This window comes from Streptomyces musisoli (assembly GCF_016741855.1).
In the GTDB taxonomy this organism is placed as follows: domain Bacteria; phylum Actinomycetota; class Actinomycetes; order Streptomycetales; family Streptomycetaceae; genus Streptomyces; species Streptomyces musisoli.
This window is the reverse complement of sequence record NZ_JAERRH010000009.1, coordinates 286797-307513: the sequence shown is the minus strand read 5'-3', so window position 1 is coordinate 307513 and position 20717 is coordinate 286797. Positions and strand designations below refer to the sequence as shown.

Annotated in this window: 16 protein-coding genes; 12 read left to right on the top strand and 4 right to left on the bottom strand. The window is 72.8% G+C overall.

Annotated elements, in window-relative coordinates; translation table 11 throughout:
- Window positions 1–30 precede the first annotated feature (30 nt).
- Window positions 31–378 carry a sterol-binding protein gene (locus JK361_RS24615; RefSeq protein ID WP_201821802.1) on the bottom strand — a complete coding sequence of 116 codons (348 nt, stop codon included), beginning with the start codon at window positions 376–378 and terminating at the stop codon, window positions 31–33.
- A 42-nt stretch (window positions 379–420) separates the two neighbouring features.
- On the opposite strand from JK361_RS24615, the gene JK361_RS24610 reads away from it, so the two are divergent.
- From JK361_RS24610 to JK361_RS24585, 6 genes are all read left to right on the top strand, one after another.
- Window positions 421–705, top strand: a complete 285-nt coding sequence (locus tag JK361_RS24610; protein ID WP_201821800.1) for a hypothetical protein — start codon at window positions 421–423, stop codon at window positions 703–705.
- Between the two features lie 76 nt (window positions 706–781).
- Window positions 782–1597, top strand: coding sequence for a TlyA family RNA methyltransferase (locus JK361_RS24605; protein ID WP_201821798.1), 816 nt, complete (start codon window positions 782–784; stop codon window positions 1595–1597).
- On the top strand, window positions 1594–2499 hold the full coding sequence (locus JK361_RS24600) for an NAD kinase (RefSeq protein ID WP_201821796.1): 906 nt from the start codon (window positions 1594–1596) through the stop codon (window positions 2497–2499). The genes JK361_RS24605 and JK361_RS24600 overlap by 4 nt, the downstream gene beginning before the upstream one ends.
- Window positions 2500–2640: 141 nt before the next feature.
- The gene (recN, locus tag JK361_RS24595) at window positions 2641–4383 is read left to right on the top strand and encodes a DNA repair protein RecN (protein WP_201821794.1); all 1743 of its coding nucleotides are present in this window, start codon (window positions 2641–2643) and stop codon (window positions 4381–4383) included.
- A 274-nt stretch (window positions 4384–4657) separates the two neighbouring features.
- On the top strand, window positions 4658–5473 hold the full coding sequence (locus JK361_RS24590; protein WP_201821792.1) for a hypothetical protein: 816 nt from the start codon (window positions 4658–4660) through the stop codon (window positions 5471–5473).
- 197 nt (window positions 5474–5670) lie between these two features.
- Window positions 5671–6807, top strand: a complete 1137-nt coding sequence (locus JK361_RS24585; RefSeq protein WP_201821790.1) for a glycosyltransferase family 4 protein — start codon at window positions 5671–5673, stop codon at window positions 6805–6807.
- 71 nt (window positions 6808–6878) lie between these two features.
- On the opposite strand, the gene JK361_RS24580 is transcribed toward JK361_RS24585, so the two are convergent.
- From JK361_RS24580 to JK361_RS24570, 3 genes are all read right to left on the bottom strand, one after another.
- Window positions 6879–8525: a PucR family transcriptional regulator gene (locus JK361_RS24580; protein WP_201821788.1), complete on the bottom strand. Its 1647-nt coding sequence runs from the start codon at window positions 8523–8525 to the stop codon at window positions 6879–6881.
- Between the two features lie 403 nt (window positions 8526–8928).
- Window positions 8929–10311, bottom strand: a complete 1383-nt coding sequence (locus JK361_RS24575) for an FAD-binding oxidoreductase (RefSeq protein WP_201821786.1) — start codon at window positions 10309–10311, stop codon at window positions 8929–8931.
- Between the two features lie 67 nt (window positions 10312–10378).
- Window positions 10379–12181 (bottom strand): glycoside hydrolase family 15 protein, encoded by a 1803-nt coding sequence (locus JK361_RS24570; RefSeq protein ID WP_201821844.1) that lies wholly within the window; start codon window positions 12179–12181, stop codon window positions 10379–10381.
- A 541-nt stretch (window positions 12182–12722) separates the two neighbouring features.
- Between JK361_RS24570 and pyrG the strand changes: the two genes are divergently transcribed.
- The 6 genes from pyrG (at window position 12723) to JK361_RS24540 (ending at window position 20702) form a co-directional block, all read left to right on the top strand.
- Window positions 12723–14390 (top strand): CTP synthase, encoded by a 1668-nt coding sequence (gene pyrG / locus JK361_RS24565; RefSeq protein WP_201821784.1) that lies wholly within the window; start codon window positions 12723–12725, stop codon window positions 14388–14390.
- A 100-nt stretch (window positions 14391–14490) separates the two neighbouring features.
- Window positions 14491–15117 (top strand): NUDIX domain-containing protein, encoded by a 627-nt coding sequence (locus JK361_RS24560; RefSeq protein WP_201821782.1) that lies wholly within the window; start codon window positions 14491–14493, stop codon window positions 15115–15117.
- Window positions 15118–15280: 163 nt separating this feature from the next.
- Window positions 15281–17347, top strand: a complete 2067-nt coding sequence (locus tag JK361_RS24555) for a tetratricopeptide repeat protein (protein WP_201821781.1) — start codon at window positions 15281–15283, stop codon at window positions 17345–17347.
- Window positions 17348–17483: 136 nt separating this feature from the next.
- Entirely contained in the window at window positions 17484–18608 is a 1125-nt protein-coding gene (gene ald / locus JK361_RS24550; protein WP_201821779.1) for an alanine dehydrogenase, read from the top strand.
- 427 nt (window positions 18609–19035) lie between these two features.
- Window positions 19036–20169 carry a ParA family protein gene (locus JK361_RS24545; protein WP_201821777.1) on the top strand — a complete coding sequence of 378 codons (1134 nt, stop codon included), beginning with the start codon at window positions 19036–19038 and terminating at the stop codon, window positions 20167–20169.
- Window positions 20154–20702 (top strand): hypothetical protein, encoded by a 549-nt coding sequence (locus JK361_RS24540; RefSeq protein ID WP_201821775.1) that lies wholly within the window; start codon window positions 20154–20156, stop codon window positions 20700–20702. The genes JK361_RS24545 and JK361_RS24540 overlap by 16 nt, the downstream gene beginning before the upstream one ends.
- The last annotated feature ends 15 nt before the right edge of the window (window positions 20703–20717 follow it).

The window sequence follows — 20717 nt, the reverse complement described above, 5'->3', positions numbered from 1 at the left end:
ACGAGCCCCCAACGGCTTCCCCCTGCGGGCTTACAGCAGCTTTCTCAGCCGGAACAGATCCAGCAGGCTCGCGTCCAGCTTCACCCGGCCCGAACCCCAGGCGGTCGCGAAGTTCAGCTCACCGCCCACCAGGGCCACCAGATCGTCCCCCGCCATGGCGAGCCGGATCCGTGCCTTCTCGCGGGGCGGGCCGGGGATGGTCTCGTCGACCTCCAGCCGGCCGCCGGTCATCCGGCCGACGAAGGTGACGTCCAGATCCGTGATGTGACAGCTCACCGAGCGGTCCAGGGCGGCAGCAGCGCCGACCTCGCCCTCGGCGCCCTGCATGTTGTCCGAAAGCTTCCCCAGTGCGGCGCGGCACTCCTCGATCGTGGCCATCGTCCACGACGGTACCCCAGGGGTTCGGGGTAGCGTCTGGGCATGAGCGAGTCCGTGTCCGAGGCCCCCGCGGAAGCCGTGGCCGAGTCCGAGCCCGAGTACGACCCCGCCGCCCCGGCCCCCCTGGACGTCCCGCGCACCCCTACCGGCAACGCCGAGGTCGACGCGCAGCTGGAACGGCTGGCCGACACCGACCACCTCGCCACCGACGGCCATGTCGAGGTGTACGAGGATGTACACAGGGGGCTGCGTGACGCGCTCACCGCGCTCGACGCCCGCCCGGGACCTCCGGTTCCCGGCGGTCACCCGACCGCCGCCCCTCGGTGAGATCCTTCGGGTCCCGCCTTTCGATCGTCGCATCCGGCGTCACCGACGCCGTACCAGAGCAGGAGCTGAACCGAACGTGGCAGGAGTCGCACGCCGCCGTCTCGACGCGGAGCTGGTCCGCCGGAAGCTCGCCCGCTCGCGCGAGCACGCCAGCCAGCTGATCGCCGCCGGGCGGGTCACCGTCGGCAAGACCGTCGCGACCAAGCCGGCCACCCAGGTGGAGACCGCGGCGGCGATCGTCGTCCGGAGCGACGACAGCGACCCCGACTACGTCTCCCGGGGCGGGCACAAGCTGGCCGGCGCGCTTGCGGCCTTCGTGCCGCAGGGGCTCGTGGTCGAGGGCCGGCGCGCGCTGGACGCCGGCGCGTCCACCGGCGGCTTCACCGACGTGCTGCTGCGCGCGGGCGCCGGCCATGTCGTCGCGGTGGACGTCGGCTACGGACAGCTCGCCTGGTCTCTCCAGAACGATGAACGCGTCACCGTCAAGGACCGTACGAACGTACGCGAGTTGACGCTTGAGGCGATCGATGGGGAACCTGTGGATCTTGTCGTGGGCGATCTGTCCTTCATTCCGCTCGGGCTGGTGCTGCCTGCCCTGAAGCGGTGCGTGACAGCGGACGCCGACTTGGTGATGATGGTCAAGCCGCAGTTCGAGGTGGGGAAGGAGCGGCTCGGCAGCGGGGGTGTCGTACGGAGTCCGCAGCTGCGGGCGGAGGCCGTGCGGGGAGTGGCCGAGAAGGCGTGGGAGCTTGGGCTCGGGGTGCGAGGGGTCACCGCCAGTCCGCTGCCCGGGCCCTCGGGGAACGTCGAGTACTTTCTCTGGCTGCGGGCGGGGGCACCCCAGGTGGACCCGGCCGACGTCGAACGTGCAGTGGCGGAGGGGCCGCGTTGACACAGAACCTGGCGCGTACTGTTTTCCTGCTCGCCCACACCGGGCGGCCCGCGGCGATCCGCAGTGCGGAACTCGTCGTCAAGGGCCTGCTGCGGCATGGCATCGGGGTGCGGGTGCTGGAGGAGGAGGCGCGCGACCTGCCGCTTCCGGACGAGGTGGGCCTCGTCAAGGAGGCGACGCCGCAGTGCCTGGACGGGTGCGAGCTGCTGATCGTGCTGGGCGGCGACGGCACGCTGCTGCGGGGGGCCGAGTTCGCGCGGGCCTCCGGGGTGCCGATGCTCGGCGTCAACCTCGGCCGCGTCGGATTCCTCGCGGAGGCCGAGCGTGACGACCTCGACCGGGTGGTGGACCGGGTGGTGGCGCGGTCGTACGAGGTCGAGGAACGGATGACCGTCGACGTCGTCGTGCACCGCAACGGCGACATCGTGCACACGGACTGGGCGCTGAACGAGGCGGCCGTGCAGAAGGCGGGCGCCGAGAAGCTGCTGGAAGTCGTGCTGGAGATCGACGGGCGGCCGGTGACGGGGTTCGGCTGCGACGGTGTCGTGCTGTCCACGCCGACCGGGTCCACGGCGTACGCGTTCTCCGCCGGCGGGCCGGTGGTGTGGCCCGAGGTGGAGGCGCTGCTGATGGTGCCGATCAGTGCGCACGCGCTGTTCGCCAAGCCGTTGGTCACCTCGCCGGACTCGGTGCTCGCGGTGGAGGTCCTGCCGCACATCCCGCCGGGTGTGCTGTGGTGCGACGGGCGGCGGACCGTCGAGTTGCCGCCCGGGGCCCGGGTGGAGGTGCGGCGGGGGGCGGTGCCGGTCCGGCTCGCGCGGCTGCATCACTCTTCGTTCACGGATCGGCTCGTCGCGAAGTTCGCGCTGCCGACCACCGGGTGGCGAGGGGCACCCCACTAGCGGTTTGTGGGGGGTGGTCACGCTTCGTCGGCGGCCGTGGGTGCGTGGGGCCGGTCGCACGGTGCCCCGCGCCCCTCGGCGGGGGACCACTCGGCGGAGTGACATGGGCGGGCCATGTGCGTTCCGTGCCCCGGACCTCGTATGGTCTGTTCCGTGTTGGAGGAGATGCGGATACGGTCGCTCGGGGTCATCGACGATGCCGTCGTCGAGCTGTCGCCGGGGTTCACCGCCGTCACCGGTGAGACGGGTGCGGGCAAGACCATGGTGGTCACGAGCCTCGGGCTGCTGCTCGGCGGCCGGGCGGACCCGGCGCTCGTGCGGGTCGGGGCCGAGAAGGCGGTCGTGGAGGGACGGGTCGCCGTACCCTCCGGCGCCGCCGCCGTCGTACGCGCCGAGGAGGCCGGGGCGGAGCTGGACGACGGAGCCCTGCTGATCAGCCGCACCATCTCCGCCGAGGGCCGCTCCCGGGCGCATCTGGGCGGGCGCAGCGTGCCCGTCGGGCTGCTCGCCGAGCTGGCCGACGACCTGGCGGCCGTGCACGGGCAGACCGACCAGCAGGGGCTGCTGAAGCAGTCCCGGCAGCGGCAGGCGCTCGACCGGTACGCGGGCGACACCGTCGCCGTGCCGCTCGCCAAGTACACGGAGGCGTACAAGCGGCTGCGGGCCGTCTCCACCGAGCTGGAGGAGATCACCACGCGCGCGCGTGAGCGGGCGCAGGAAGCCGACATGCTGCGGTACGGGCTCGACGAGATCGCCGCCGTGGAGCCCCGGCCCGGCGAGGACGCGGAGCTGGCCGAGGAGGCCGAGCGGCTGGGGCACGCCGAGGCGCTGTCCTCCGCCGCGACGGCCGGGCACGCCGCTCTCGCGGGCAATCCGGAGGACCCCGAGGGGATCGACGCCTCGACCCTGGTCGCGGGCGCCCACCGCGCCCTGGAGGCCGTGCGGTCGCACGATCCGGCGCTGGCCGCGCTCGCCGACCGGATCGGGGAGATCGGCATCCTGCTCGGCGATGTGGCGGGTGAGCTGGCGGGATACGCCGACGATCTCGACGCCGACCCGCTGCGGCTGGCCGCCGTGGAGGAGCGCCGGGCCGCGCTGACCGCGTTGACGCGCAAGTACGGCGAGGACGTGAACGCCGTCCTCGCGTGGTCCGAGCAGAGCGCCGCCCGGCTCGGCGAGCTGGACGGCGACGACGAGCGGATCGGGGAGCTGACCGCCGAGCGGGACGCGCTCCGCACCGAACTGGGCGGTCTCGCGCAGGCGTTGACGGACGCGCGGACCGAGGCCGCCGAGCGGTTCGCCGCGGCGGTGACCGCCGAGCTGGCCTCGCTGGCGATGCCCCACGCGCGCGTGTCGTTCGACCTCCGGCAGACCGAGGACCCGGAGGGCGTCGAGGTCGGCGGGCGGACGGTCGCCTACGGCCCGTCGGGCGTGGACGAGGTCGAACTGCTGCTCGCCCCGCACCCGGGCGCCCCGCCGCGGCCCATCGCCAAGGGCGCCTCCGGTGGTGAGCTGTCCCGGGTGATGCTCGCCGTCGAGGTCGTGTTCGCGGGGACGGACCCCGTGCCGACGTATCTCTTCGACGAGGTCGACGCCGGTGTCGGCGGCAAGGCGGCGGTCGAGATCGGCCGGCGCCTGGCGAAGCTCGCCAGGACCGCGCAGGTCGTCGTGGTCACCCACCTGCCGCAGGTCGCCGCGTTCGCCGACCGGCAGCTGCTGGTGGAGAAGACCAACGACGGGTCGGTCACCCGGTCCGGTGTGAAGGTGCTGGAGGGCGAGGAGCGGATCCGCGAGCTGTCCCGCATGCTGGCCGGCCAGGAGGACTCCGAGACGGCCCGCGCGCACGCGGAGGAGCTGCTGGCGACGGCCCGGGCGGATCTCTAGCGAAACCGAGCGGATCTTTGGCAGAACCGGGGATCTCTGGCGAAACCAGGCGGGTCTCTGGCGGAACCAGGCGGGCCGTCCTCCACCGGAACGTGGGGCCGGATCTCCGCGAGAACCGGGCGGGCCGATCTCCGCGGGAACGTGCGGCCGGAGCTGCACCGAAAACGTGCGGCCGGGTCTGCGGCGGAACCTGCGGGCGGATCCCTCGGGGAGCGTGCGGGCGGATCCCTCGCGGAACGGGCGGCCGGAGTTCGGTGGGACTTAGGGTGGTCGGATGATCGTCGCCCGGAGGTCCCGGTCCCTTCTGCTGTCCGCCGCGCTCACCCGGGCCGGCTTCGTCCTCCTGCGGGCCAACCCGCCCGGGGGCCCCGCACGCTGGGAGCGGAGGAACCACGCCGGGCGGAGCGTCGAGCTGTACGCGGCGCCCGCCTCGGCGCTGGGCACGGCGGTCGCCGCCGGCCGGGTGCACCCCGGTGCGGGGCTCGCCGTGCTGGCCGCCGGAGCCTGCGGGGCGTACGACGACGTCGCCGGGGATCACCGGCGTGGCTTCCGGGCGCATCTCGGGGCGCTGCGCAACGGTGAGATCACCAGCGGCGCCGTCAAGCTGTTCGGGGTGTCCGCGGCCGGACTCCTCGCGGGCGCGCTGCTGAAGGAACGGCCCCTGGACAAGCTGCTCGCCGGCGTCGTGATCGCGGGAACCGCCCACTTCGTCAACCTGGTCGACGTACGGCCGGGCAGGGCGCTCGGCGCGGTACTCGCGCTCGGGGCACCGGGGCTGCTGCGGAAGGGACCGGGCGGCGAACTCGCCGCCGTCGCGGTGGGCGGCGCGGCGGCCGTGCTGCGCGAGGATGTCGGTGGGCGCGCCATGATCGGGGACATGGGGGCGCACGCCCTCGGTGCCGCTCTGGGGGCGGCCGTGGCGGCGGGCAACCGGCGCGCGGGGCTGCTCGCGCACGCCGTCGCCGTCGTGGCCGCCGCCGTGCACGGGGACCGCGTCACCGCGTGGGCGCGCTCACCGCGATGGTCTGACCTCGTCGGACGCGAACGCACGGGGTCCGGTGCGGCAGGCGTTCCTCACCCTTGTGGGTGACGTGCTCCGGCGCATTGCCCCGGCCCGCCGCACTGTGCGCCCTCCGGATTTCCCGCAACCGCCGCTCCCCCTGGCATGCTTGAGGGAACACGGTCCGCGCGGGAGGCGCGCGGGGTACGTCCTTCCGCCCCATTGAGCCCGCTACCTTCTGTACGTTTCCTCGTGACCGCCCACGCAGAACCAGGAGCGCCGGCCCCGTGAGCCCCCTGAGCAGCAACGCACCGCACGGCCAGTCGCCGCTGCGCACCGTGCAGGTGCTGGGCGGAGGCAACGCCTGCAGCAGCGCGCATGTGCGTTCGCTGGCGGACGGGCTCGTGGCCAGGGGCGTGCGGGTCACGGTGTGCGCCCCCGTCGAGGCCGACCGCGCCTACGACTTCTCCGGAGTCGGGGCCGACCATGTGCACGTGCCCCGCAGCAGTGACCCCGTCTCCGTGGCCGCGCTCCGGACGGCCTGCGCCAACGCCGACCTGGTGCACGCGCACGGGCTGCACGCCTCCTTCCGGGCCGTGCTCGCGCTCAGCGGGCGCAGCACTCCGCTGGTCGTCACCTGGCACAACCGGGCGCAGGCGGAGGGACCGCGGGGGCAGTTGCTGCGGCTGCTGGAGCGGCGGGTGGTGCGGACGGCGGCCGTCGTCCTCGGCACCAGCTCCGACCTGGTGGACCGCGCCCGGCGGACGGGGGCACGCGACGCCCGGCTCGCGGCCGTCGGCCTGCCGGGGCAGCGACGGCCCGTCGTCCTCGACGACCCCGACCGGCTGCGCCCCAAGGTCCGGGCCGAACTCGGCGCCACCGGACGCCCGGTGCTCATCGCGGTCGGCTCCCTGGACCGCCACCGCGGCTACGACGTCCTGCTCGACGCGGCACGCGCCTGGCGGGACCTGGACCCGGCGCCGCTGGTGGTGATCGCGGGGGAGGGGCCGCTGCGACCCGTGCTCCAGCAGCGGATCGAGGCCGAGGGACTGCCGGTGCGGCTCATCGGGCGCCGGGACGACGTGCCCGAACTGCTCGCCGCCGCCGACCTGGCGCTCCTCACGAGCAGTTGGGAGTCGCGGTCCGTCCTCGCGCAGGAGGCGCTGCACGCGCGCGTGCCGCTCGTCGCGACCCGGGTCGGCGGTGTCCCGGACCTCGTCGGCGACGCGGCCGAACTCGTACCGTACGGCGACCCGGCGGCCCTCGCCGCCACGGTCCTGCGGCTCCTCGCGGACCCCGAGCGGTGCGCACTGCTGCGGGAGCGCGGGCTGCGGCAGGCGGCGACCTGGCCGACGGAGGACGAGACCGTCGCCCAGGTGCTCAGCGTGTACGACGAGTTGACCCAGCCCCGGCCGCTGGCCTAGGTCTTCCGCCCTGGTCGGGCCGGGGCACCGTGCCGGCGCCCGCGAGCCCGGCATGATCCGGAAGAGAGGCTCTAAGGGACGTGGCGGCGGGCGCGGAGGGCCAGGCTCAGGGCCAGGACCGTCTGCGGGTCGTCGAGGTCCGTGCCGAGCAACTCGCCGATGCGGGCGAGCCGGTTGTACAGCGTCTGCCGGTTGAGGTGCAGTTCGCGGGCCGTCTCCGCCTTGCGGCCGGCGTGCGCGAGATAGGTCTCCAGGGTCGGCAGCAGCGGCGGCCTGGAGCGGTGGTCGTGGTCGCGCAGCGGGCCGATCGCGCGGTCCACGAAGGCCGCCAGGTCCGGGTGGTCACGCAGCCGCCACAGCAGCAGGTCGATGTCGAGGCGCCGGGCGTCGTACCAGGGCCGGTCGGTCAGGCCCTGGGCCGCCGTCGCCGTCTCCGCCGCGTGCCGCAGCCCCGCCGAGGCCGCCGCCCAGCCGCCGGCCACCCCGACGACCACCACCGGTGGCGGTGAGCCCGGCCGCCGCATCCCGGCCCGGTCCACCCCCGCCCGCAGCGCAGCGGCCACCCGGTCCGCGACCGCCGCCCGTTCCGACTCCGAGCGCAGTCCCAGCAGCACCAGGACCCGGCCCTCCACCGGCCGCACTCCCAGCAGCACCGGCACGCCCACCGCGGCCAGCTCCTCCGACACCGCCCGGGCCAGCACCGCCCAGCCCCCGCCGGGGGAGAGGGTGTCCCCGATCCGCATCACCACCGGCAGCAGCGGGCTGTCGCCGGGCTTGAAGCCGAGGACCCGGGCCTGCGCCGGGGCGTCCTCCGCCGTGATGCGGCCCTCGGCGAGATCGGTGAGGAAGTCGCCGCGCCCGCGTGCCGCCAGTTCCTCCTCCTGCCGGGCCTGCATCAGCACCACGGCCAGGATGCCCGCGGCCCGCTCCGCGGCGATCCGGTGCACCGGGGCCAGCGGGGCGCGGACCGGCAGCAGGACCAGACGGGCGCGCACCGAGCCCGCCGTGCCGGGGCCGCCACCGGGCACGTCCACCAGTACCGAACCGGCGGGCGGCGGAGCCTCCTTGTGCGGGCCGCGCAGCCCCTCCCACACCTGGAGCGGGTCGGCGCCCTCGGGGCCTTCCCCGGCGGCGTAGAGCAGCCGGCCGTCCGCCGTCTCCAGGAACACCGGGTTGCCGCTGAAGCCGGCGAGGATGCCCAGCACCTGCGGCACGCCGCCGCCGCCCAGCAAGGCCTCGGTGCAGCGCCGGTGCACCTCCTCCGCGCGCTGGAGCAGGGCGTAGTGGCCGTTGACGATCTCGGTGTGGACCTCCTCGGTGACCGTCACGAACGGCACCTCGCGGTGCAGCTGGACCAGGGGCAGACCGGCCGCCCGGGCCGTGTCCACCAGGGCCGCGGGCAGCCGGGCGAAGCGCGGGCCCAGCTCCACCACCAGGGCCGCGATCCCCCGCTCGGCCAGGGTCCGGACGAACGCCCGCTGCTCGGCCGGACGGGTACCGAGGCCGTAGCCGGTGGTGAGCAGCAGCTCGCCGCCCTTGAGCAGCGAGGCGATGTTCGGCACCTCGCCCGCATGCACCCAGCGGACGGTGCGGCCGAGCCGGTCGGCGCCCGCCAGGATCTCCGGCAGCCCGCTGCGCAGGCCGGGCAGCTCCAGCGCCCGCTGCACGGTGATGCCGGCGCCCTGGGTGTCGAGTCGGTGGTCCGTACGGCTGTCCATGCAGCGGACGCTACCTGCGCAAACGCCCGCAGGACAGCTCCGCGCCACACCGGCCGGTACCGCGGACGGGAGAACCCGGTGCCACACCGGCCTGACGGTGTGGGCTCCGTGCCGCACCGACCGATGCCGTGGCGTCGCGCCGCACCGGACCGGATGGTGTGGGTTGAGGACCCGTATCTCACCGGCCCGATGCCGTGGCTGCGTGCCACACCGGACCGGATGGTGTGGGTTGAGGACCCGTATCTCACCGGCCCGATGCCGTGGCTGCGTGCCACACCGGACCGGATGGTGTGGGTTGAGGACCCATATCTCACCGGCCCGATGCCATGGCTCCACGCCGCACCGGACCCGATGGCGTGGGTCGAGGACTTACACCTCACCGGTCCGATGCCGTGGCTGCGCGCTACACCGGGCGGATGTTGTGGTTGAAGCGGAACACGTTGTCGGGGTCGTAGGCCCGCTTCACCTTCTCCAGCCGCAGCAGGTTCCCCTCGCCCAGGCCCGCCCGCACCCGCTCGGAGCCCTCCTCGCCGATGAAGTTCAGGTTCACGGCGCCCGTGCTCCACGGCCGGGCGTCGGCGCGCACCTCCCGCACCCAGGCGATGGCCCGCTCGTCGTCGGCCGGGTCCTGCCAGACGGCGAAGGGGTGCAACGCCCAGGGTGCGTCCCGGTAGGGCACCGGGTACTCGTGCGGTCCGGCGGCGATCGCACCGCCCTGCGGGAACAGCAGGTGCTGGGTGCTGGTCGGCACGGGCATGTTCTCCGCGCGGGTGCAGTAGACCTCCACCAGCTCGTCGGGCAGACCGGTCACGTACTCCGCGGACCAGTGGTTCCGCCGGCCGGGAGGATCGTCCAGCATGCACTGGACGTCGGCGTACGGCATCGGGCCGACGATCTCCGCCTCGTGCGGCAGCGCCAGCAGCGGCTCGGCGAGCCCGCGCAGTCCGTCCTCGCCGCCCGCGTAGGTCAGCAGCCCGGCGCACACCAGCTTGCCCACCAGTTCCGGCGGTACGAACTCCTCGGGCGGCCCGGTCAGGTACAGCACGGCGCCGCCCACCTCGTCCGGGCCGCCCCCGACCACCTCGCGGAAGACACGGACCACGTCCGGGCCCAGGTGCGGCAGGTACAGCAGCAGGGCGATGGAGAACTCCGGCAGCTCGTGCAGCCGCAGGGTGAGCGCGGTGGCGATGCCGAAGTTGCCGCCCCCGCCGTGCAGCGCCCAGAACAGCTCGGGGTTCTCGTCGGCGTTCGCGTGCACCCGCTCCGCGTCGGCGGTCACCAGTTCGATGCCGAGGAGGTTGTCGACGGCCAGGCCGAAGGCGCGGGCCAGCCAGCCGGTGCCGCCGCCGAGGACGAAGCCGCCGACCCCGGTGGTGGAGGCCCGCCCGCCGGTGGTCGCGAGGCCGTACGGCTGGGCGGCCCGGTCGAGATGGCTCATCGTGGCGCCGCCCTCGACCCGGACCGCCTCGGCGGCCGGGGCGACCGTCACGTCGTGCATCCGGCGCAGGTCCACGACGAGCGCGCCGTCCCCCAGCGCCGCACCCGCCACGCTGTGGCCGCCGCCGCGCACCGCGATGTGGAGGTCCAGGTCCCGGCCGAAGCGCACGGCCCGCACCACGTCGGCCACGTTCGCGCACTGGGCGATCACCGCCGGCCGCCGGTCGATCATCGCGTTGAAGACCGTACGAGCCTCGTCGTAGCCGGGGTCCCCCGGGGCGAACACATCGCCCACCAGGTCCTCGCGCAGCGCGGTGAGGGCCGCGCCCGCCTTCGAGAGGGAAGCCATGGCCGCCCCCTTCCGGAAAAGGGGCCGTTGTCGTCCAGCCTAGGCGGGCGCGGCCGGGCGGTCGTGCTCAGCCGCCGTAGGCACCCGAGGCGGTCAGCCGCAGCGCGGTGTCGATCAGGGGCACGTGGCTGAACGCCTGCGGGAAGTTGCCCACCTGCCGCTGGAGGCGCGGGTCCCACTCCTCGGCGAGCAGGCCGAGGTCGTTGCGCAGCGCGAGCAGCTTCTCGAACAGCTTGCGGGCCTCGTCCACCCGGCCGATCATCGCCAGGTCGTCCGCCATCCAGAACGAGCAGGCCAGGAAGGCGCCCTCGTCGCCCGGCAGGCCGTCGACGCCCGCGTGGTCGCCCTCCGTCGGGTAGCGCAGGATGAACCCGTCCGAGGTGGACAGCTCGCGCTGGATCGCCTCGATCGTGCCGATCACCCGCTTGTCGTCCGGGGGGAGGAAACCCATCTGCGGGATGAGCAGCAGGGAGGCGTCCAGCTCCTGGGAGCCGTACGACTGGGTGAAGGTGTTGCGCTCCTTGTCGTAGCCCTTCTCGCACACGTCCCGGTGGATGTCGTCGCGCAGTTCCTTCCAGCGCTCCAGCGGGCCGTCCGCGTCCCCGGACTCGATCAGCTTGATCGTGCGGTCCACCGCGACCCAGGCCATCACCTTGGAGTGCACGAAGTGGCGGCGCGGGCCGCGCACCTCCCAGATGCCCTCGTCCGGCTCCTGCCAGTGGTCCTCCAGGTACCGGATCAGCTTCAGCTGGAGCAGGGAGGCGTAGTCGTGGCGGGCCAGGCCGGTCATGTGGGCCAGGTGCAGGGCCTCGGTGACCTCGCCGTACACGTCCAGCTGGAGCTGGTGCGCGGCGCCGTTGCCGACCCGGACCGGCGCGGAGTGCTCGTAGCCCGGCAGCCAGTCCAGCTCCGCCTCGCCCAGCTCGCGCTCGCCCGCGAGGCCGTACATGATCTGGAGGTTCTCCGGGTCGCCCGCGACCGCCCGCAGCAGCCACTCGCGCCAGGCACGGGCCTCCTCGCGGTAGCCCGTGCGCAGCAGCGAGGACAGGGTGATCGCCGCGTCCCGCAGCCAGGTGTAGCGGTAGTCCCAGTTGCGCACGCCCCCGATGTCCTCCGGCAGGGAGGTGGTGGGGGCCGCGACGATGCCGCCGGTCGGGGCGTACGTCAGCGCCTTCAGCGTGATCAGCGAACGGATCACCGCCTCGCGGTACGGCCCGTGGTACGTGCAGTGCTCGACCCACTCGCGCCAGAAGTCCTCCGTCGCATCCAGCGAGGCCTCCGGCTCCGGCAGCGGCGGCGGCTCCTTGTGCGAGGGCTGCCACGAGATGGTGAACGCGATCCGGTCACCCGGGGCGACGGTGAAGTCCGCGTACGTCGTCAGCGACTTTCCGTAGGTCTCGGCCTCCGTGTCGAACCACACCGAGTCCGGGCCGGCGACGGCCACCGTGCGGCCCTCGTGCCGGTGCACCCACGGCACCACCCTGCCGTAGGAGAACCGCATCCGCAGCGCGGAGCGCATCGGCACCCGTCCGGTGACGCCCTCCACGATCCGGATCAGCTGCGGGGCGCCGTCGCGCGGGGGCATGAAATCGGTCACGCGCACCGTGCCGCGCGGGGTGTCCCACTCCGACTCCAGGATCAGCGAGTCGCCGCGGTAGCTGCGCCGGGCGGCCGTGGGCGGCTTGGCGTCGGCGGCGTGCGCCGGGCCGAGCCGCCAGAAGCCGTGCTCCTCGGTGCCCAGCAGGCCGGCGAAGATGGCATGCGAGTCGAAGCGGGGCAGGCACAGCCAGTCCACCGTGCCGTCCCGGCAGACCAGTGCCGCGGTCTGCATGTCTCCGATGAGTGCGTAGTCTTCGATGCGCCCGGCCACGTGCAACTCCAGTCGAACGGCCACGTCACACCCCCGCGCAGGGGGCTGTCGCTGATGCGGTCAAGGGGTCGTTGTTGTGCGTCGTTGAGCGGTGAAGCAAAGCAGCCCGCCGAGCCCTGAGGCAACACGACAGTCTTAGCTCAACGAACTGCCGCGCTCTCGTTGTTCCGGGTGGTGCAGGCGGGGGTGTGCCGTCGTTCCGGTCGGGCCCGGCAGTGAGTGTCCGAGCAGGATACGACGCACGTAGATGATCTGCGTGCCGCTCCGGGCAACCGGTGTGGGCCGAACGGGTGAGCGCCGGGTGAGGACCGTGTGTCCGGATGGTCGCCGAAGTGACATGAGTGACCCCTGTGAGTCCGTCCCGTGGCCGGTCGGGCGCGGAGCGTGGCCGGAAGCCATCCCGTCCAGGCGCTGATACGCTGGTAGCCCGTGGACCGGTGGGAGACAAACCCCCGAACCGCAGCGACGGCACCTCCGGAAGCCTCCGGATCGTCAGCCGGCCCGCATCACAGACAGCGACCACGGGAGCCCCCTCTTGGCCATGCCGCCCAGTGCTTTTCGATCGAGCACAGCCACGACGACCAAGCACATCTTCGTCACCGGGGGCGTCGCCTCCTCGCTCGGCAAGGGTCTGACCGCCTCCAGCCTGGGCATGCTGCTCAAGGCCCGCGGCCTGCGTGTCGTGATGCAGAAGCTGGACCCGTACCTGAACGTCGACCCGGGCACCATGAACCCCTTCCAGCACGGTGAGGTGTTCGTCACCAACGACGGCGCCGAGACCGACCTGGACATCGGCCACTACGAGCGCTTCCTCGACCGCAACCTGGACGGCAGCGCCAACGTGACCACCGGCCAGGTGTACTCCACGGTGATCGCCAAGGAGCGCCGCGGCGAGTACCTCGGTGACACGGTGCAGGTCATCCCGCACATCACCAACGAGATCAAGCACCGCATCCGCCGCATGGCGACGGACGAGGTCGACGTCGTCATCACCGAGGTCGGCGGCACGGTCGGCGACATCGAGTCGCTGCCGTTCCTGGAGACCGTCCGCCAGGTCCGCCACGAGGTCGGCCGGGACAACGTCTTCGTCGTGCACATCTCCCTGCTGCCGTACATCGGCCCCTCCGGTGAGCTGAAGACCAAGCCCACCCAGCACTCGGTGGCCGCCCTGCGCAACATCGGTATCCAGCCGGACGCGATCGTGCTGCGCTGCGACCGGGAGGTGCCCACCGCGATCAAGCGGAAGATCTCCCTGATGTGCGACGTCGACGAGGCGGCCGTGGTGGCCTGCCCCGACGCCCGCTCCATCTACGACATCCCCAAGGTCGTGCACTCCGAGGGCCTGGACGCCTACGTCGTGCGCAAGCTCGACCTGCCCTTCCGCGACGTCGACTGGACGACCTGGGACGACCTGCTCGACCGCGTCCACAACCCCGACCACGAGGTCACCCTCGCGCTGGTCGGCAAGTACATCGACCTGCCCGACGCCTACCTGTCGGTCACCGAGGCGCTGCGGGCCGGCGGGTTCGCCAACCGCGCCCGCGTGAAGATCAAGTGGGTCACCTCGGACGACTGCAAGACCCCGGCCGGCGCCAAGGCCCAGCTCGCCGACGTCGACGGGATCTGCATCCCGGGCGGCTTCGGCGACCGGGGCGTGCTGGGCAAGGTGGGCGCGATCCGCTACGCCCGCGAGAACAAGATCCCGCTGCTGGGCCTGTGCCTGGGCCTCCAGTGCATCGTGATCGAGGCCGCCCGCAACCTGGCCGACATCCCGGACGCCAACTCCACCGAGTTCGACCCGGCGACCGCCCACCCGGTGATCTCCACCATGGCCGAGCAGCTCGACATCGTCGCCGGTGAGGGCGACATGGGCGGCACGATGCGGCTGGGCATGTACCCGGCCAAGCTCGCCGAGGGCTCCATCGTCCGCGAGGTCTACGACGGCAAGGAGTACGTCGAGGAGCGCCACCGGCACCGCTACGAGGTCAACAACGCCTACCGCGCGGAGCTGGAGAAGAAGGCCGGCATCGTCTTCTCCGGCACCTCGCCGGACGGCAAGCTCGTGGAGTACGTGGAGTACCCGCGCGACGTCCATCCGTACCTGGTCGCCACCCAGGCGCACCCCGAGCTGCGCTCGCGGCCGACCCGTGCGAACCCGCTCTTCGCCGGCCTCGTGAAGGCCTCGGTCGAGCGGAAGAATTCGAAGTAACACACCAGTTGTACGGTGGCCGGGGTGCATACCTTCAAAAGGTGGGCACCCCGGTTTTCTTTTCGCCGGTCTCTTGTGAAAGCACGTGGGAGGACAGGGCATGACGATCAAGGACACGCCGCAGGAGTGGGAGATCCGGGCGACGGAGACCCCCTTCGTGGGCAACAAGACCTCCGTCCGCACGGACGACGTGGTCATGCCCGACGGCTCGGTCGTCCACCGTGACTACCAGGTCCACCCCGGCTCCGTGGCCGTCCTCGCCCTGGACGAGGAGGACCGGGTCCTGCTGATCAACCAGTACCGCCACCCCGTGCGGCAGAAGCTGTGGGAGATCCCGGCCGGGCTGCTGGACGTGCCCGGCGAGAACCCGCTGCACGCCGCCCAGCGGGAGCTGTACGAGGAGGCGCACGTCAAGGCCGAGGACTGGCGGGTGCTGACCGACATCTACACCACCCCCGGCGGCTGTGACGAGGCCATCCGGATCTTCCTCGCCCGGGACCTGTCCGAGGCCGAGGGCGAGCGTTTCGAGGCGGAGCACGAGGAGACCGACATGGAGCACGCGCGCGTGCCGGTCGGGGAACTCGTGCGCCGGATCCTGGCCGGAGACCTGCACAACAACTGCCTGGTCGTCGGGGTGCTCTCCCTGGTGGCCGCGCGGGGCGGGGACGGCCTGGACGCACTGCGCCCCGCCGCCGCCCCCTGGCCCGCGCGTCCCTTCGCGTCCTGAGCGGACCCGTCCGGCCCACCGGTGTGACGATCGCCTGATCCGATCGGGCGATCTGTCCGCCGCGCTCCTCCGAGTACGTCGCAGAGCGTGAACTAGGCTCTTGAACGCCCGTACCGGAAGACACCGGCGGGCTTGCGCGTGCGGTGGGACGGGAGTGTGGCCCGTGACGGATCAGGCGGTGGACCCGGACGGCGCGGAGGTGTCCGCGCACCCGGTCGCGAAGGGCCGTTTCCTGGGCCGCACACGGGAGTTGAAGGAACTGCGCGCCGACATCGAGCGCGCGGGCCTGGACACCCTGTCCGGCCGCAAGGCGCCCCGCGCGCGCGTGCTCCTGATCGCGGGCCGCCCCGGCTCCGGCCGCACCAGACTCGCCGAGGAACTCGTCCGGCGGGTCGCCGGCCGTTACCCCGACGGAGTGCTGCGGGCCCGGCTCAGCGAGCCCGGCGGCACGCCAGTGCCCGTGGAGCAGGTGGCCCGCGACCTGCTCGCCGCGCTGAAGCTGCCCGCCCCCGCCGGAGCCGCCGAGGACGACCTCACCGCGGCCCTGCGGACCGCCCTCGCCGACCGGCGGACGCTGCTCCTGCTGGACGACGCGGCCGGCGCCGACCAGGTCGACGCGCTGCTTCCGGAGGCCCCGGAGTGCCTGGTGGTGGCCGTCTCCGGCGGCCCGCTCACCGGCATCGCGGACGTCCGCCCGTGCACGCTCGGCGGTCTCGACACCAAGTCCGCCGTGGAGCTGCTCACCGGCCACACCGGCGCGGTCCGGGTCACCGTCGACCCGCGCTCCGCGGAGAGCCTGGTGGAGGCCTGCCAGGGCCACCCGGCCGCGCTGGTGCTGGCCGGCGGCTGGCTCGCCGCCCGTCCCAAGGCCGCCGTCTCCGACCTCGCCAAGCGGCTGCACGCGGACGTCGAGGAGGGCGCCGACGGCACCCCGCTGGCCCGCGTCTTCCGGCTCGTGTACGACCAGCTGCCCGGCCCGGCCGCCCGCATACTGCGGCTGCTCTGCCTCGCCCCGGCCGGCCTGGCCGACCCGCACACCGCCTCGGCCCTGGCCGGCTGCTCGGTCGACGCCGCCCACACCACGCTGGACGACCTCGTCGCCGTCGGCCTGCTGCGCGCGGTGGACTCCCCGCTGCCCCAGTACCAGGTCCCCGGCTGTCTGCACCCGCTGCTGCGCGCCGTGGCGGAGAGTCACGAGCGGCCGGCCGAGCTCCAGCTGGCCCGGGCCCGGATGCTGGAGCGGACGGTACGGCTGCTCCAGTCCTGCCGGGCGATCACCGAGACGGACAGCCCGCAGGCGCGGGAGAAGCTGATCGGCATGCCCCGGGCGCTGCGCTTCCCCAACCCGCGGGCCGCCGCGGACTGGCTGCGCATCCGGCGTCCGGCCCTGCTGGCGTCGGTGCGCCTCGCGGTGGCCGACGGAGAGCTGGACACCCTGGCCCGCCGGCTGATGTCCCAGCTGGTCAGGGCCCTGGCCGCGCATGTCGGCACCCAGGCCGCCGCACCCGACCTGTACAGCGTGCACGGCCTCGTCCTGGACGTCGCCGAGCGGCGCGGGCTGCCCCGGGAGAAGGCCGCGGCCCTGCTGAACCTGGGCGATCTGGACGCGCAGACCGGCCGCACCCGGGAGGCGCTGGCCCGGTACCGGGCCGCGCTGGACGCCGGACGCGAGGCGAACGACCCCTATGCGACCGGCCGCGCGATGGAATCCGTAGGCGGTGCCCACCAGGAGCTGGGGGACCACGACCGGGCCGCCGACTGGTTCGGCCGGGCCCTGGCCGAGCGGCTGGCCCGGGGAGAGATCCCGGACGCCGCCCGGCTGTACGGCCGGATCGCCACGGCCCACACCTACGCGGGCCGCTACGGCGAGGCGCTCAGGAACTGGCGGGCCGCCCTCGCCGGCTACCGCAGGGGCGGCGACATCGCCGCCAGCGCACGGGCGTTGAGCGAGATCGCCCGGGTGCAGGAGTACGCGGGGCGGCCCGAGGAGTCGCTGCGCACCTGCCAGGAGGCCGTGGAGTGGGCCCGGCGCGCCGAGGACGCCCGGCTCCAGGCCGCGCTTCAGCTGCGGCTCGCCGACACCCTGGACCGCCTCGGCGACCCGGCGGCCGCCCGCCTGCACCGGGCCGCGGCCGAGCGCATGCTGGGTGAGGAGGCGCCGGAGGACGTCGAAAGTCCAGATGACGACGCTAACGCCTGCGAAATCCGTACTGCATCCAGCGAAGATTGATGCAATGAAAGGCTAGACAGCCGGAACGCCTTCATTAGACTGGCTCTGCCGCACGTTCCCAGCGGTGTCTCCCGGTATGCCCCCGCATGTCTGGGTACGTCTGTAATGCACCCCCATACCCTCTGAGCCAAGGACCGTGATCGACGTGAAGGTCGGCATCCCCCGCGAGGTCAAGAACAACGAGTTCCGGGTGGCCATCACCCCCGCCGGTGTGCACGAGCTGGTGCGCAACGGCCACCAGGTCGTCGTCGAGCGCGGCGCCGGCATCGGCTCCTCGATCACGGACGTCGAGTACGTGGCCGCCGGTGCCGAGATCCTGGCCACCGCCGACGAGGTGTGGGCCGCCGCCGACCTGCTGCTGAAGGTCAAGGAGCCCATCGCGGAGGAGTACCACCGCCTCCGCAAGGACCAGATCCTCTTCACCTACCTGCATCTGGCCGCCTCCAAGGAGTGCACGGACGCCCTCGTCGAGTCCGGCACCACGGCCATCGCCTACGAGACCGTCGAGCTGCCGAACCGCGCCCTGCCGCTGCTCGCCCCGATGTCCGAGGTCGCGGGCCGGCTGGCCCCGCAGGTCGGCGCCTACCACCTGATGCGCGCGGCCGGCGGCCGTGGCGTGCTGCCGGGCGGCGTCCCGGGCGTGACCCCCGCCAAGGCCGTGGTCATCGGCGGCGGCGTCTCCGGCTGGAACGCCACCCAGGTCGCCGTCGGCATGGGCTTCGAGGTGACCCTGCTCGACCGCGACATCAACAAGCTGCGCGAGGCCGACAAGATCTTCGGCACCAAGGTCAAGGCGATCATGTCCAACGCCTTCGAGCTGGAGAAGGCGGTCCTGGACGCCGACCTCGTCATCGGCGCGGTGCTCATCCCGGGCGCCAAGGCCCCGAAGCTGGTCACCAACGAGCTGGTGTCCCGCATGAAGCCCGGAAGTGTCCTTGTCGACATCGCGATCGACCAGGGCGGCTGCTTCGAGGACTCCCGTCCCACCACGCACGCCGAGCCGACCTTCGAGGTCCACAACTCGGTCTTCTACTGCGTCGCCAACATGCCCGGCGGTGTGCCGAACACCTCCACCAACGCCCTCACCAACGCCACGCTGCCGTACATCGTCTCGCTGGCCAACAACGGCTGGGTGGAGGCGCTGCGCCGCGACGCCGCGCTCGCCAAGGGTCTCAACACCCATGACGGCAAGGTCGTTTACAAGGAGGTCGCCGAGGCGCACGGCCTGGACCACGTCGAGCTGGAGGCCCTGCTCGGCTGACGCGCCCGACCGACCCCTGTGACCTGGTGAGTCGCTAAGTCGCCTGCGGGTAAAAGGCGATTCGTCAACACACCTCGTCAACAGCACACACCCGGCCGGACCTTGCCCGACAAGGTCCGGCCGGATGTGTGTATGGTCACTTTGCGGCTCTCGGTCAACTCGCCTCGAACGTAACCCTTCGACCGATTCGCACACCGGTGAAACCTGCTGTGCGACGGCCGCACGCCCTTGACAGTGAGATGTTTCATTGCCGACACATCCTGCCGGGTCCGGCGGATTGTGTTGCTGCGGACCGCCGACACGCCATAGAGTCGCCAACCGTCGGCATGGTGCCACGCTGACCTTGTCTAGAAGTTTCCTGGTCACCAAGGAGGTAAGACGACTTGTGAATGAGTCGACATTTTCTCCCGGGGGTGGTCAACCAGGAATGCCGGTCCGGGGCCAGGGTCCCGCGGGATTCGAGGCTGTCGGCTCCGTAGCTGTGCGCACCTTCGCAGCCCACCAGAGTTCCGGTCCGCAGGCGGCCGGGACAGCACACCAGAGCATGGATGGCCATCACGTGAACGCCATGGCCGGCGACGGAAGTGGCGCGCCCCACAACCAATTCGCCGACTACGACGAACTGCCCGAGGGGCACTTCTACGACCCCGACGCCGAGTACGAGCCCGATCCGGAGTACGCGGCCACGCTCGCGCCCGACGCGGCCCGCCAGCGCCGTGAGCGCGTCGGTCCGACCGGACGCCCGCTGCCGTACTTCCCGATCCCGGGCCCGCTGACCGACCACGGCCCCGCGAAGATCATCGCGATGTGCAACCAGAAGGGCGGCGTCGGCAAGACGACGTCGACCATCAACCTGGGTGCCGCGCTCGCGGAGTACGGCCGGCGCGTGCTGCTCGTGGACTTCGACCCGCAGGGCGCGCTGTCGGTGGGTCTCGGCGTCAATCCCATGGAACTGGACCTCACCGTCTACAACCTGCTCATGGAGCGGGGCATGTCCGCGGACGAGGTCCTGCTGAAGACGGCGGTCCCCAACATGGACCTGCTGCCCAGCAACATCGACCTGTCGGCCGCCGAGGTCCAGTTGGTCTCCGAGGTCGCGCGCGAGTCGACGCTTCAGCGCGCCCTGAAGCCGCTGCTGCCCGACTACGACTACATCGTGATCGACTGTCAGCCCTCGCTCGGCCTGCTCACGGTCAACGCGCTGACGGCCGCTCACAAGGTGATAGTGCCGCTGGAGTGCGAGTTCTTCGCGCTGCGCGGTGTGGCCCTGCTGACCGAGACCATCGAGAAGGTCCAGGAGCGGCTCAACCCCGAGCTGGAACTGGACGGCATCCTCGCCACGATGTACGACTCGCGCACCGTGCACAGCCGTGAGGTGCTCGCGCGTGTCGTCGAGGCGTTCGACGACCACGTCTACCACACGGTCATCGGGCGCACGGTCCGCTTCCCGGAGACCACGGTCGCCGGTGAGCCGATCACCACGTACGCCTCCAACTCCGTCGGTGCCGCCGCCTACCGCCAGCTCGCCAGGGAGGTGCTCGCCCGGTGTCACGCCGAGTGAGTCTGCCGGGGGCCGACGAACTCTTCCGTACGACAGGGGGGATGGCGCTCCAGCCGTCGACTCCCCGGCGCGCGGCCAACGGTGAGGCCCGGGTGCCGGCTCCCGCAGGGGAGAGCGACGAGGCGGCCGCGGCCGAGGACGCGCCGCAGTCGGTGCCCGTGCGGGGCGGCGACGGCGAGGGCGCGGAGCACGTGGCGGCGGAGGCCGAGCCGGCCGATTCGGCCGAGGCCCGCACCCGCCCGGCGCGCCGGCAGTCGGCGCAGGAAGGTTCTGCCGCCGCGCAGCCGCGCAAGCGCGGGCGGGCGGCGGCCCGGCGGCCCAGCGGGCGCGAGCGGCACGACGAGAAGATCACCGTGTACGTCTCGGCCGAGGAGCTGATGGACCTGGAGCACGCGCGTCTGGTGCTCCGCGGCGAGCACGGGCTCGCGGTGGACCGCGGACGGATCGTCCGCGAGGCGGTGGCCGTGGTCCTGGCCGACCTGGAGTCCCGCGGGGACGCGAGCATCCTGGTACGGCGGCTGCGCGGGCGGTAGGGGTAGCCTGCGGGG